Raw genomic sequence first — 14,173 nt, forward strand, 5'->3', positions numbered from 1 at the left:
ATGGCAACAGTTACGCTGAAGCATATTGAAAAGGTGTATCCTAATACGGGGGACAAGAAGAAAAAACACAATCTTAAGGTCACCGATGAGGGAGTCGTTGCAGTTCAGGATTTTAATTTGGACATTGCGGATCAGGAGTTTATTGTACTGGTCGGTCCATCCGGCTGCGGTAAATCAACGACGCTGCGCATGGTTGCAGGTCTTGAGGATATCACACGTGGTGAGCTGTATATTGATGGACAGCTTGTGAATGATGTTGCTCCAAAGGACCGCGATATTTCAATGGTATTTCAAAACTATGCATTGTATCCGCATATGACCGTGCGTCAGAACATGGAATTTCCTCTGAAGCTGCGCAAGCTTCCCAAGGAGGAAATTGATAAACGTGTAAATCATGCCGCAGAAATCCTTGGAATTACAGAGTATCTGAACCGGAAGCCTAAAGCGCTGTCCGGTGGTCAGCGTCAGCGTGTGGCAATCGGACGTGCCATTGTCCGGGAGCCGAAGGTGCTTCTGATGGATGAGCCTCTTTCCAATCTGGATGCAAAGCTTCGCAATCAGATGCGCGCGGAAATTCTGAAGCTCCGGAAAAAGATCAATACCACATTTATCTATGTAACGCATGACCAGACCGAAGCGATGACCCTTGGTGACCGCATTGTCATCATGAAGGATGGCGTGATCCAGCAGGTTGGTGCGCCGCAGGAGGTTTATGACAATCCTGTCAATATCTTTGTTGCCGGATTTATCGGTGTGCCGCAGATGAACTTCTACGATGGCGAGCTTAAGAAGGATGGCAGTAAGTACTGTGTACAGGTGGAGGATGCAGTGATTCCGCTGGACGAGAGTAAAAATCAGCACCTGCTTGCACAGGACATCAAGCCGCAGGAGATTGTTGTTGGGGTAAGACCGGAGCATATTTCGCTTGACAATGTTCCCGGACGCATGATTCACGGTGTCGCCGATGTTTCCGAGCTCATGGGAGCATCCGTACATCTCCATATCAATGCAGTTGGCAAGGACGGCATCATTATTGTGCCAACACTGGATTTAAAGCAGGATGCCGGATTCCAGCCCGGGCAGAAGATCGACTTTACCTTTGGCGGTAATGTTGTGCATGTATTTTCCAAGGAGACCGGCAGAAACCTGGAGTATTAATTCGGAATACGGTAATCCGGGTGTAAGAGATATATGCTTATGCTGTATCTGCATCGGGACCGTCCAGGCGATTGTGCAGAATTTAACATAACTTTATAGCAAAAGAAAACCATATGTGCTACTATGTACCTATGAAATGTTACTTCTAATTGAAGTTCTATAGGAGGAAATTAAATGTTAGTTAACGCTAAAGAGATGCTGGACAAGGCACTTGCCGGACATTATGCAGTACCTCAGTTTAACATCAACAACCTTGAGTGGACTAAGTCTGTCCTGCTTGCCTGTGAAGAAATGAAGGCTCCGGTAATCCTGGGTGTTTCCATGGGCGCGGGAAAGTACATGACCGGATTTAAAACGGTTACCGCAATGGTTAAGGAAATGCATGATTTCCTTGGAATTACAGTTCCGGTTGCTCTGCATCTTGATCATGGCACATACGAAGGATCCTATGCCTGCATTCAGGCTGGCTTTACTTCCATCATGTTTGACGGTTCTCATTATGATATTGATGAGAATGTAGAGAAGACCAGAGAGCTCGTACATGCGGCTCATAACATGGGAATCTCCATCGAGGCAGAAGTCGGTGGCATCGGCGGTACAGAGGATGGAGTTACTTCCGCCGGCGAAAAAGCTGATCCTGCAGACTGCAAGAGAATTGCAGATCTTGGAGTAGATTTCCTGGCAGCAGGTATCGGCAATATCCATGGTGTATATCCACCAGACTGGAAGGGACTTGACTTTGACGTTCTTGCCAAGATTAAGGAAGCAATTGGTCCGGATCTTCCGCTGGTACTTCATGGTGGTTCCGGTATCCCGACAGACCAGATCAAGAAGGCAATTTCGCTTGGCGTATCCAAGATCAATGTAAACACCGAGCTTCAGATTGTATTTGCCAAGGCAACCAGAGAGTATATCGAGGCTGGCAAGGATCAGGTCGGCAAGGGCTACGATCCTCGTAAGCTGCTTAAACCGGGCGCGGATGCGATCATTGCAGAGTGCAAGAACAAGATCGTTGAATTCGGCTGCGATGGCAAGGCTTAAGTCTTTGCGGTTGGATGCAAGATATCTTTAACAAAAAGCTGTTTCTCAGATTATATTTCTGGGAAACAGCTTTTTAGATCATAAGGTGCATCTATTTTGAAGTAAATTCTATGATTTCGATAAATTTTTTTCATGTGAAAGTTGAAATTTCAACATGGATATAATTTGAGTCAAAACATGATCATATTTTACCTTCGTTTTTAGGAATCTTAAATGTTTTCATCTGACGCCACAATGTAGAGACGCTGATCCCAAGCGATGCAGCGGTTTGTTTTCGGTTCCCATGGTAGTTATGGAGCGCAGCAATAATTTGAGATGCTTCTTCAGGCAGGATTGCTTTATCCGAAACATCAATATCGGTATGCTGTGGATGAACAGAGAAAGTATGATCTATGCAGGCTTCAATATCCGATGTATTAAGGTAATATGACTCCGAATTAACATAAGCTCTGGAAATGACCGCGTCAATTTCCAGAAGATTACCTGGCCAGTCATATCGAGAAAGAAAACTCTGCGCATCCTGTGTGAGCTTAATATAACGTCCATACCGTTTCTCAAGCTCGCTGAGGGTGGAATCCACAAATCCCATAACATCCATTTTTCGTTCACGAAGTGGCGGCACGCGCAGAGTCAGCTTTGAAATAGCATAGTAAGTTTCTTGTCTAAAAAGGCCATCGCGCACGAGAGGTCTAAGATCCTTACTGTCGGTCAGGATGAAGCGGATCTGATTTGAGCCAACAGACAATTTTGTTGGATCCAGTACGGTCCGGCTGGTACTGACCAAGGTGTAAAGCCTCTGCTGCGCATAGCTTGAGAGGGAAGAAATCTCATCCAGATAAATCGTACAAGGAGTGTTACGCAGTAATTTGAATTCTTCAAAGCAGGTAAATCCGGAATCAAGAATTTTATTAAGAGCATCCGGATTATAGCCGCTGCAGTTAATCCGGATAAAGGGATATTTTTTATAGGAACCTGCATTATGTATGCATTCTGCAATCCGCTGTTTTTCTGTTCCGTGCTCTCCAATCAATAGGATCGGCAGTAGATATGCAGCATAAAGTTTTGCTTTACGGATAATTTCCTGCATTGCAGTGGAGCGGCTGACCATGGTATTAAATGTCGCTTTTGCAGTGTATCCACGTCGGATCAGTTCGTTCTGGTTGTTTTCAACACTTGTGGATAAATTTGGGATACCTTCAAAGAAGTTGATGATTACACTGCTCACCCGATCATCAACAATGACAGGATTCATATTAATATAGAATTCTCCTTCATCTATGCGGACATTCAGACCGTGGATGCCCTTTCTTCTTGCATAAATACGTGTGACAAAGTCTAAAGAAATGTCCGGGATAAATGTGTCTATAGCTTTTCCTATAATTTGATCTTCCGTTGTCCGGAAAAGATGGGTTACAAACTGATTGACGCGGATGATATTTCCTCTTTCGTCAATCTGGATTACACCGCTTGAAATTTCATCGATAAACATGGAAAGACTGGCGGCGTGCTTCTTTTCATTGTCCAGGGCATCGCTAAGGATTTTTGCAATACGACATGCTTCATACATACTTTCCGGTCCAGAGAACGTTCGGAGAGTGGCAACTCCATGTTTCTGACAGTAGTCTGTCACGGTTTTACCGCCAATCACAACGTCAGGATTTTGTGTACAGACATCCGCGGCAGTTTGCTGCATTTCCTCGGCAGAATCAAAAAGGGCAAAACGTAGGCGAATCTTTAGATTTTTTTGCAAAGAAGAAATGCTTACGTTATCAAACATATTGTCAGGTCCGGTAACATAAATCAATGGATTCTTATGCTGAGTTAATTCCTTTGCTTTATTTAACATTAGAAATAGTTCATACGGTGTGATTTTAATTTCAACCACAGGAAGAGAAGAAATGGATTTCAGGGTTTTAGCTTGACCACCGCGAGCGATAATTACAGCAGGATTATTTTTATCAATCAGGGCGGATAGTAATTGTGGAAGTGATCGCTCTGTGATTGTGGAAACCGTAGAGAGATCCAAATGATTTTTTGCGGCAGCTTGTACTGCGCTTTCTACGAGATCAGAATTTGGTAAAAGAATTGCAACCTTTGCCATAAACAGCGCACCTCCTGAATTATATGAATGAAAATTGAAATCTATTAGAATGTAATGAAACAATTATATCTCAATAATTGAACTTTTGCAGTTGTGCATAGAAAAAAAGTTAAGATTAAGATAGTTTACAAATAGATGGGTTTGTTAAAATTATGTAAAGTAATCTCATCAAATTTAGGCGGATGGCGCCGCGTATTTAAGGGAGGTTACTATGAGTCAGCTCACCATTGTATTATTAATCACGGTCTTTATGATCATTTCTTTTTTCCTTCATAAAGTGCCATTTGGTCTTACGACTATGACTTGCTGCGCATTATTGTTTTTTACTGGCATTTTTGATTTGCCTACGGCATTTGGCGGTCTAAGCAATAAAAACGTCATTCTTGTTGCAGGTATGTTTGTGATGAGCGCAGCATTTGGAAAAACAAGTCTTCTTAAAAAAATCCGTGAAAATATTTCAAAAATGGAAGCTAAAAGAGGAATCGTCCTGCTGATCATTTTCTATGGCTTAGCAATTATTTTTGCACAATTTCTGCCGACTACAGGAAACATGACCATTATGATTATGTTTTTACTTTCATTAAGTGATACAGGTGATATTACACCATCTCGTATGCTTCTTCCGGTACTTGGTATCATTTCAGTCTGGGGCACTAAACTTCCCATCGGCATGGGAGCAACTTCTTTTGCTAACCTGAATGCACGATATGAGGGACTTGGTGCATCTCCGAATCAGCTTTTGGGTGTGTTTGACAGATTCAAAGTTTCCATCATCCCATGTATTCTTATTCTGATCTATTGTATGGCAGCATATAAACTTATGCCAAATCGTCCGATAGCGCAGGAAAAACTTAAGGAGACAAAGGAACAGAAGGAGATTTCCAAGAGAGATGAAACTATTATCTATATAACTTTTATTTTGGTTATGTTCTCTCTGTTCTTCAACAAACTTTTGGGAGATTTTATGTATGGTATTCCTATTCTCGGAGCACTTCTACTTGCATGGACGGGCGCTATGAGCACTAATGAAGTTGTTAAATCAATTACGAGTGACTCCACATGGATGCTTGCAGGTGTTTTAGTCATGGCCGATGCCATGGGACAGACTGGCGCCGGAGATGCCATAGGAAATCTGATTATCCATATCCTCGGAGGAAATCCAAGTGGTATTGCTGTGCTGACAGTATTTGCGATTGCAACGGTACTGATGACGACTTTTATGTCAAACTCCGCAACTTCCAACATTCTTATTCCGATTGCTGCATCTACCGCAATCGCTGGAGGTATGGACCCACGAGGAGTGGTTTTGATCGTATCGTGCTGCTCCGGATATGCAATTGCCTTTCCGTCAGGATCCCCGGCGTGTGGTATCGCCTTCGCAACCGGTCAGTATAAAATTGGCGAGACATTGAAATTTACAATTCCATTTCTGATTATCGGAACAGTTTCCATGGTACTTTGCGCAAATTTCTTTTTCCCGGTTTATGGTTGAGTGAATGCGTAATTAGCGTGATAAAGGAGGATTGAAAAAATGAGTTTAAGACCACAGGTACCAGTAAGAACTGCTGATTCGGATGACACGTTAAGATATATTGAGCAAATGGGGATAGAATATGTTGGACTTTCTCTTAAGGAATCTGAAGTCCTGGGACAAGATGGATACGATATCATTATGAGACAAAAGGAGCGTTTTGCAAAGTACAATCTTAAGGTATCGGATGCTACTGTCGGTTCATTACAGAAAAACAAAGCGATCCATCTGAATCTGCCGAATCGCGATGCAGAGATCAATAAGTTTCAAAAGATGCTTGAGGTTTTTGCCAAGGCAGAGATTCCTTTTACGTCTATTGCCTGGCAGCCAAATGGAATACTTAGAACGGATCATCGAGTTGGTAAGTATACGAGGGGAGGAAAATCAGCTTACTGCGATGCAGATGAGATTCTGGCACGCCCAAATGCAGAAAAACGCGCCTATACGGAAGATGAAATCTGGGAGAACTTTAAATATTTCATGGATCAGGTCATTCCGGTGGCGGAAGATCATCACATACGGTTGGCACTTCATCCTAACGACCCGCCAATCGCTTGTATGGCAGGCATTCCATCGCTGATTTACAACATGGAGTGCTATCGTAGAGCGTTTAAAGCAGCACATGGTTCCAAAACATTAGGAATTAAGCTATGCACTGGCTGCTGGCTGGAGGGAGGCAGTGCCTTCGGAGACATATTCTCGGATATTAAAGAGCTTTGTGCTGAGGATCGGATACTCTGTGTACATTTTCGCAATGTGAGTGCACCACTTCCGAGGTTTGAGGAAACTTTGGCGGAGGATGGATATGCGGATATGTATGCTATCATGAAACAGTTGATTCAATGCAATTGCAATGCGGTGATTTCTGTCGATCATGCATTTGAGCCATTGGACGGATTTGGAGGTATGATGGGTTCCTTTGCATACCCGACAGGCTTTATGAAGGGATTAATCTGGGCGATTGAGAAAGAACAAGAAAAAATAAGTCCGAAAAAATAAGGAGGAGGGTTATGTCACAGACGTACATTGTTTTAGCCATAATGATTTTTATGGCTGTAATGTTTGTAATTAATAAAGTTAAGTTTGGTATTGTGTCCATGTCCTGTTGTGTTTTGCTGGTCATCACCGGAGTCATGGATATCCAGACGGCGTTTAGTGGATTTGCCAATAAGACAATCATTCTTGTTGCGCCAATGCTTGCATTAAGTCAAGCGCTTACAAAGACCAGTCTTGTGCCGAGAATCAGAGTCTTTTTAAATGAGCAGCAAAGTAAGCGTGGAATGTTGCTGATTGCTTTATTTTATTTGGTCGGAGCTGCATTTGTTCAGTTTATCCCGGCAACTGCTACGATTGCAATCATGTTTGCATTTATGGAAACGATGGATGATTCTGGTGAAATTACACCGAGCCGGCTTCTGCTTCCGCTTCTTGGAGTTATGCAGATATGGAAAGGATTTATACCAATCGGAATCGGAGCTACAACATTTGCATCAGTTAATGCAAAATATGAAGGCATTATTCAAAATGAAAATGTAATGCTTCAGATGTTGGATCCGTTTAAAGTCACAATACTTCCGGTGATCGTATTAACCATTTATTGTTTGTTTGCTTGGAAGTTAATGCCCAGAACTACGCAGACCAATAAAGCGGCGTTAAAGGACGTCAAGGATCAGAAGACACTGGATCCAGTAAAAGAAAAGATAATTTATGCAGTTTTTGTCGGGGTTATGGCATGTTTGGTACTTAATAAATTTACCGGAAGCTTTATGTATCTTGCTCCGTCAGTAGGGCTTTTAATTCTTTTGTATACTGGAGCATTTTCGGTACAGGAAGCTGTGCACGCACTTACTGCTGATATGGTTTGGATGATGGCAGGTGTATTAACAATGGCTTCAGCGTTGGGATCATCGGGGGCCGGAGAACTGATTGGAAGTGCGATCATTGGCGTACTCGGAGACCATCCAAGTTCGTTTATGATTATCTTTACTTTCACTGCAGTTACTATTATCATGACATCTTTTATATCCAATGCGGGGTGTTCAAATGTTCTGATTCCCATTGCTGCAAGTATTGCTCTGGCAGGCAATATGGATCCGCGAGGGCTTATCCTTGCAATCAACATTGGGTGTCGTCTGGCTATTGGATTTCCTTCTGGATCTGGAGAAGGTGCGGTCACATATGCTGCAGGTGGTTACAATCCGGCTAAGGTGGCAAAATTTACGGTACCATATATTGTACTTGCAATCATTGCTGTTTCGGTAAGCTGCAATTTCTTTTTCCTGGTTTATGGATAAAAGATAAGGCAGATTTTGTGATGATTAGGAAATACTGCGCATAAATATGTTTGTAGCATGAAAGGAGATGCATTATGATGAGCGATGAAAAAATATTTGGATACAAAAATCCGAAACCTAGATGCGGAGGTCACCTGAATGAGAGATGGAAGTATACAGAGCCGGTGTATCGTATGGCACCTCATGTTTGGAATGTAGGCGGACAGGATGATGTAAGTGCATATCTGCTTGATAGCGGAGATGGGTTGATCCTTATTGACACAGGTTATGAAGCTACATTGTATCTTCTTATAGATCGGATATATCAATCAGGACATAATCCGAGAGATATCAAAAAGATTCTGCTTAGTCATTATCACGGAGATCACACACAGGGCGCAAGATTGCTTAAGGAAATGACAGGTGCAGAGATCTGGTTATCCAGGGAAGATGAAAAAAATCATCAGAGAACCAGAGATGACAGCTTTCCAATGCCTGTATTACCATATACTGTAGACTGCTTCTATGATGATAATACGCCTATTATTTTAGGCAGATTCAGCATTCGGACTAAGCTTACGCCGGGACATACTCTTGGTGCGACTTCATTCTTTTTTGATGATACGGATGATGAAACCGGTAAAACATATCACTGCGCAATGCATGGTGGCATGGGAACCAAAATGATGTGCCCTGGTACAAAACAGATGGAACATGAACTGACCACGCCGGAAACAGCGGAGAGATTTATTAACGATCTTAAAGAAATGGCACAGTGGCCTGTAGATATTAACCTTCCGAGCCATTTAAATCAAGCCAATATAGATGAAGTACTGCCGACAATAAAGGATTATAATGATTATTCTATTTTCGTTACAGATTATAGCTGGCATGATATGTGTATAAATCGGGCAGAGGAAGTCATGTCCTATTATCCAAAAAAGTATCCTCATTTGGTCAGAACCTGCCCTACCAGATCATGATCTGATATGGTAAGGTTTCGGAATTATCCTGGCAAAAACAAAGCATGAAAAACCGGGCGGCTCCTAAGTGGGAACTGCCCGGTTTTTCATGCTTATATTGGTTTATGAATAGAAGTATTGGTTAATGATTTGTTTCATAATTCATAATGATCAAGCACTGCTTAATAAGGCAATGGATAGTCTCAGGCTGCGGAAACAGCATTCTCTGCATCCTTATTGAGATCTGAGCCAGCCTTGGTTGCGATAAGCTTGCGAATGCAGGTAACCGCAACGATAACACCAAGTACAATCAGAAATGCCGCCACTACAAGCTGCAGACCATTGACAAGCAGCGTACCTGTGCCATTGGCAAATGCCTTAACATTGCCAACGATGTTAAGAGCGATGGCTGTAAAGGTTACACAAAGCATGATGGTCATCGGGATGTAAAGCATCCAGCCCTTCCGACCGGTAGCTTTTAAGAAAACAGCGATACCGATGAGTACCAGTGCGGCAAGCAGCTGATTGGCTGATCCAAACAGAGCCCAAACCTTTGTATATCCACCAAGGCAAAGCAGATATCCAGGAATCAGCGTAACAAGAGTTGCAAAATACTGGTTTGTAAAAAGCTTCTGCCATGCAGGAACCTTTGCCGGATCCGTTTCATCAGGTCTGAAAAGCTCCTGGAAGGACATACGACCGATTCTTGCTACAGAGTCAAGTGAAGTTAATGCAAGTGCGGATACGCACATGGTCATAAATACATTTGCTACAGAGTTTGGCAGACCAAAGGTCTCAAGGAATCCGGCAACACCCTGTGAAAAGATCTGGAACGGCGTGAGATCTGCAGGTACAGCACCGTTGACTGCAACGGCACCACAGATCAGGAGTGAGCAGACACCAAGGAGTGTCTCAAGAACCATTGCACCATATCCGACAAAGAGCATATCCTTCTCATTGCGGACAGTCTTGGAAGAAGTACCTGAGGATACAAGGCTATGGAATCCGGAAACAGCACCGCAGGCAATTGTTACAAACAGGGTCGGGAACATGTAGCTCTTGACACCCTTGGCATTGGTAAGAACAAAGCCGTTAAATGCGTTAAGCTTCATATCCGGATGTGCAACAACAAGACCAACAACAGCGCCGACAATCATGCCAACGAGCATAAAGCTTGTAAGATAATCTCTAGGCTGCATCAGAAGCCACATCGGCATTACAGATGCTGCAAAAAGATAAGCCATAATCACGAAATTCCACTGTGATCCGGTAAGGTAGATCGGAAGATACATACCAGCGGCAAACATTGCAACCAGAAGTACAATTGCGGTTACAGACTTTGCAGCTTCAGACATATTTTTGAAATGACGCTGTACAAGACCAAAAGCCATAGCGACAAAGATAAAGAGCATGGAAATGGTTGCAGCTGCAGCACCATTAAAGTTCTGCGTAACAGTTCCATCAGCTGCTTTTGTAAAGCCATTGAAGGTGCTGCTGGTCATGGAAGTAAATGCTGCAATGACGAGCAGTGTAAACAGCCAGCAGAACAGAGAGAAAAATCTTCGACCGGCCTTGCCGATATATTTTTCAATAACGAGACCAATGGACTTGCCATCATTCTTTACAGAAGCGTACAGAGCTCCGAAATCCTGTACGGCACCAAAGAAGATACCGCCAAAGAGGAGCCATAAAAAGCATGGAACCCATCCAAATGCTGCAGCAAGAATCGGTCCCTGTACCGGACCTGCACCAGCGATGGATGAAAACTGATGGGTAAAAACGGTTAATTTTGATGAAGGGACATAATCCTCACCATCCTCATACTTTTTAGCCGGAGTGACGGCCTTTTCATCAATGCCCCATGTCCGAGCAAGATATTTACCGTAGATATGGTAGCCACCTAACAAACAGACACCGGCGATAAGCAATATTACCAAGCTATTCATAATTAGCTCCCCCTTTGGAATGTTGTTTTTTTGAATGAAACCGACTCTAGCACTTCATAAATCGAAGTTCAATGCCTTTATCAGACTTTGTAAAATCTTTGTGAAATATTAAATTTTTATAATATTTTAATGGCATTGAATTAACTATTATGCCATATAGTTATGGAATCACTGATATTCCTGCGTGAAATGCCGATTTTTGGAATGGATTTGTAAGGATGCGTTTGCTGTGCTTTGCGTTACGATTCGGGCATGTTTGTTTCATTACTGCAAATAGACCGAAGGCGAGATTATGATACTTGCGAGCAGCAGGAAACAAGAAATAATAAATGAGATATAAGATAAGAAGTAAGAGACTAAAAATAATAGATCATCGACTAGAGGCAAGATACAAATGAATAAAATTCTTGACGAAAAATATCCGGAAATTTTTACAGAATAAACAAAACTAGATCCAGGAGTTATAATGCTCTTTCTTTTTTCTTGAATTTGTCGTATAGTAATCATCGCACACAATATGTTGGGCTTGAGATTAATATAACAACAATATTTTGTTTTAAAAAACACGTAAATGTAAGTAAATACGCCATGTAAGCGCCGTTTCAGCATAAATCCGGAAACAGGTTCAGCGATTTGTTAATCATAGACGGACAGAGTGGCAGGTCAATTTATGATATTTCAGGGGAGAGGAATGCAGGATATGAATACACAGGACAATGAAATCCAGGTTAAAACCAATGTGATCAAGCGTAACGGCAAGGAAGTAAAGTTTGATATCAGCAAGATTGCCAATGCCATTCGTAAGGCAAACAATGAGGTGGAGCCGATCTACCGGATGAATGAGTATCAGATCCTTGGTGTTGCAGATACGGTTGCTAAAAAGGTATCGCAGTCTTCTCATGCGGTTAATGTTGAGGATATCCAGGATATGGTGGAGACTGGCATCATGGAGATGCGTGGCTACGAGGTTGCGCAGAAGTATGTGCGTTACCGCTATAAGAGAGAAATCGCCCGGAAATCCAACACTACAGATGATGAGATTCTTTCACTTATTGATCAGGCAAACGAGGAGCTGAAGCAGGAAAACTCCAACAAAAACCCGGTGATCAACTCTACACAGCGTGATTACATGGCCGGAGAGGTTTCCAGGGACCTTACCCGTCGTCTGCTGCTGCCGGAGGATGTAGTCAAGGCGCATGAGGAAGGCGAAATTCATTTCCATGATTCAGACTACTATGCGCAGAAGGAGCATAACTGTGACCTCATTAATCTTGAGGATATGCTTCAGAACGGTACGGTTATTTCGGAGACCATGATTGAGAAGCCGCATAGCTTTTACACAGCCTGCAACATTACAACACAGATCATTGCTCAGGTCGCATCCAATCAGTATGGCGGACAGTCATTTACCCTGTCTCATCTGGCACCGTTTGTTGATATCAGCCGTAAAAAGATCCGGGAACAGGTTATCGCCGAGCGTAAGGAAAATGGGGATGATCTGGATGAGGCAAAGATTGAGAAAACGGTACATAAGCGCCTCAGAGAGGAAATTACTCGCGGCGTACAGACCATCCAGTATCAGCTGATCACGTTAATGACCTGTAATGGACAGGCGCCGTTTGTTACGATGTTTATGTATCTGGATGAGGTTGAGGACGGACAGCTGAGAGATGACCTTGCCATGGTTATCGAGGAGGTCCTCAAGCAGCGGATGCAGGGCGTAAAAAATGAGAAGGGCGTCTGGATCACACCGGCATTCCCCAAGATCATTTATGTGCTGGATGAGGACAATATTTATCCGGAGTCCAAGTACTATTATCTTACAGAGCTTGCTGCAAGATGCACTGCCAAGAGGATGGTTCCGGACTACATTTCCGCCAAGAAGATGAAGGAATATAAGGGCGATGTATATCCGTGCATGGGCTGCCGTTCCTTCCTGACTCCGGACAATGAGCAGCAGCCGGAAGGGCTTTGCAACGATGATAACAAGGCGGGTGCGCTGAATTACAAGCAGGGTCAGCACAAGTATTACGGACGGTTCAACCAGGGCGTTGTTACCATTAACCTTGTAGATGTTGCATGCTCAAGCTACGGAGATATGGACAAGTTCTGGCAGATCCTGGACGAGAGACTGGAGCTCTGCCACAAAGCACTGAAGTTAAGACATGAGAGACTGATGAATACGGTTTCCGATGTAGCTCCGATCCTCTGGCAGTATGGAGCGCTCGCAAGACTTAAGAAGGGTGAGACTATTGACAAGCTTCTGTTTGGCAATTATTCCACACTTTCTCTCGGGTATGCAGGTCTCTATGAGATGACCATGCGGATGCTTGGCGTATCGCATACCGAGGAGCATCAGGGCAAGCCTTTTGCTTTAAAAGTTATGCAGCACCTCAATGATAAGTGCACGGAGTGGAGAAAAGAGGAGAACATCAGCTATTCACTTTACGGCACACCGATGGAGTCCACAACGTATAAGTTTGCGAAGTGCCTCCAGAAGCGTTTTGGCGTGATCAAGGATGTAACGGATCATAACTACATCACCAATTCCTACCATGTAAATGTACGTGAGCAGATTGATGCATTTACAAAGCTTAAGTTTGAGTCCGATTTCCAGAAGCTCTCTCCGGGTGGAGCCATCAGCTATGTTGAGGTTCCGAACATGCAGAACAATATCCCGGCGGTACTGTCTGTCATGAAGTTTATTTATGACAACATCATGTACGCAGAGCTGAATACCAAATCAGATTACTGCGAATGCTGCGGATACGATGGTGAAATCAAAATCGTCGAGGATGAAAACGGCAAGCTGGTTTGGGAGTGTCCGAACTGCGGCAACCGTGATCAGTCCAAGATGTCTGTTGCGAGAAGAACCTGCGGCTACATTGGAACCCAGTTCTGGAATCAGGGGCGTACACAGGAGATTAAGGACAGAGTCCTGCACCTGTAATAGCAGACTTTATGCCTGGCGGAATAATAAAAACATAAATGCAAGTGGATTTCCGTTAACTATTTATTGAAACGTTAAACTGAAATATCCATATAAGAGGCGTGTCGCATGAGCACATAAAGTGCCGGCGGCAGCCTCTTTTTTATCTGAGGACATTCCAAATTGGAATACCATTATTTGTTTATTGCATTTCTTTCTTTTCTGCAGCATC

Annotated in this window: 9 protein-coding genes; 7 read left to right on the forward strand and 2 right to left on the reverse strand. The window is 43.2% G+C overall.

The annotated features are described in order from the left end of the window. Together ACTNEN_RS02915 and fba are read left to right on the forward strand one after the other, a co-directional pair. Positions 1–1,158, forward strand: coding sequence for an ABC transporter ATP-binding protein (locus ACTNEN_RS02915; RefSeq protein ID WP_441204575.1), 1,158 nt, complete (start codon positions 1–3; stop codon positions 1,156–1,158). 174 nt (positions 1,159–1,332) lie between these two features. Further along, positions 1,333–2,199 (forward strand): class II fructose-1,6-bisphosphate aldolase, encoded by an 867-nt coding sequence (gene fba, locus ACTNEN_RS02920; protein WP_441204576.1) that lies wholly within the window; start codon positions 1,333–1,335, stop codon positions 2,197–2,199. A 181-nt stretch (positions 2,200–2,380) separates the two neighbouring features. Here fba and ACTNEN_RS02925 read toward each other — a convergent pair whose 3' ends face one another. Continuing rightward, the gene (locus tag ACTNEN_RS02925) at positions 2,381–4,300 is read right to left on the reverse strand and encodes a PrpR N-terminal domain-containing protein (RefSeq protein ID WP_441204577.1); all 1,920 of its coding nucleotides are present in this window, start codon (positions 4,298–4,300) and stop codon (positions 2,381–2,383) included. 211 nt (positions 4,301–4,511) lie between these two features. Between ACTNEN_RS02925 and ACTNEN_RS02930 the strand changes: the two genes are divergently transcribed. The 4 genes from ACTNEN_RS02930 to ACTNEN_RS02945 all read left to right on the forward strand — a co-directional run bounded on the left by ACTNEN_RS02930 (position 4,512) and on the right by ACTNEN_RS02945 (position 9,087). Then, entirely contained in the window at positions 4,512–5,792 is a 1,281-nt protein-coding gene (locus ACTNEN_RS02930; RefSeq protein ID WP_441204578.1) for an SLC13 family permease, read from the forward strand. A 39-nt stretch (positions 5,793–5,831) separates the two neighbouring features. Next, positions 5,832–6,830: a mannonate dehydratase gene (locus tag ACTNEN_RS02935; RefSeq protein ID WP_441204579.1), complete on the forward strand. Its 999-nt coding sequence runs from the start codon at positions 5,832–5,834 to the stop codon at positions 6,828–6,830. 11 nt (positions 6,831–6,841) lie between these two features. Beyond that, positions 6,842–8,125: an SLC13 family permease gene (locus ACTNEN_RS02940; protein WP_441204580.1), complete on the forward strand. Its 1,284-nt coding sequence runs from the start codon at positions 6,842–6,844 to the stop codon at positions 8,123–8,125. 74 nt (positions 8,126–8,199) lie between these two features. Next, complete coding sequence (locus ACTNEN_RS02945) at positions 8,200–9,087, forward strand: MBL fold metallo-hydrolase (RefSeq protein ID WP_441204581.1); 888 nt, start codon at positions 8,200–8,202, stop codon at positions 9,085–9,087. Between the two features lie 182 nt (positions 9,088–9,269). Here ACTNEN_RS02945 and ACTNEN_RS02950 read toward each other — a convergent pair whose 3' ends face one another. Then, a complete protein-coding gene (locus ACTNEN_RS02950) occupies positions 9,270–11,012 on the reverse strand; it encodes a carbon starvation CstA family protein (RefSeq protein WP_441204582.1) in 1,743 nt (580 codons plus the stop codon). Between the two features lie 700 nt (positions 11,013–11,712). Here ACTNEN_RS02950 and nrdD point away from each other — a divergent pair. Continuing rightward, positions 11,713–13,962, forward strand: coding sequence for an anaerobic ribonucleoside-triphosphate reductase (gene nrdD / locus ACTNEN_RS02955; protein WP_441204583.1), 2,250 nt, complete (start codon positions 11,713–11,715; stop codon positions 13,960–13,962). Positions 13,963–14,173 lie beyond the last annotated feature (211 nt).

Origin of the sequence: Oribacterium sp. HCP28S3_H8 (genome assembly GCF_052064775.1) — a bacterium.
Classification (GTDB): Bacteria; Bacillota; Clostridia; order Lachnospirales; family Lachnospiraceae; genus Oribacterium.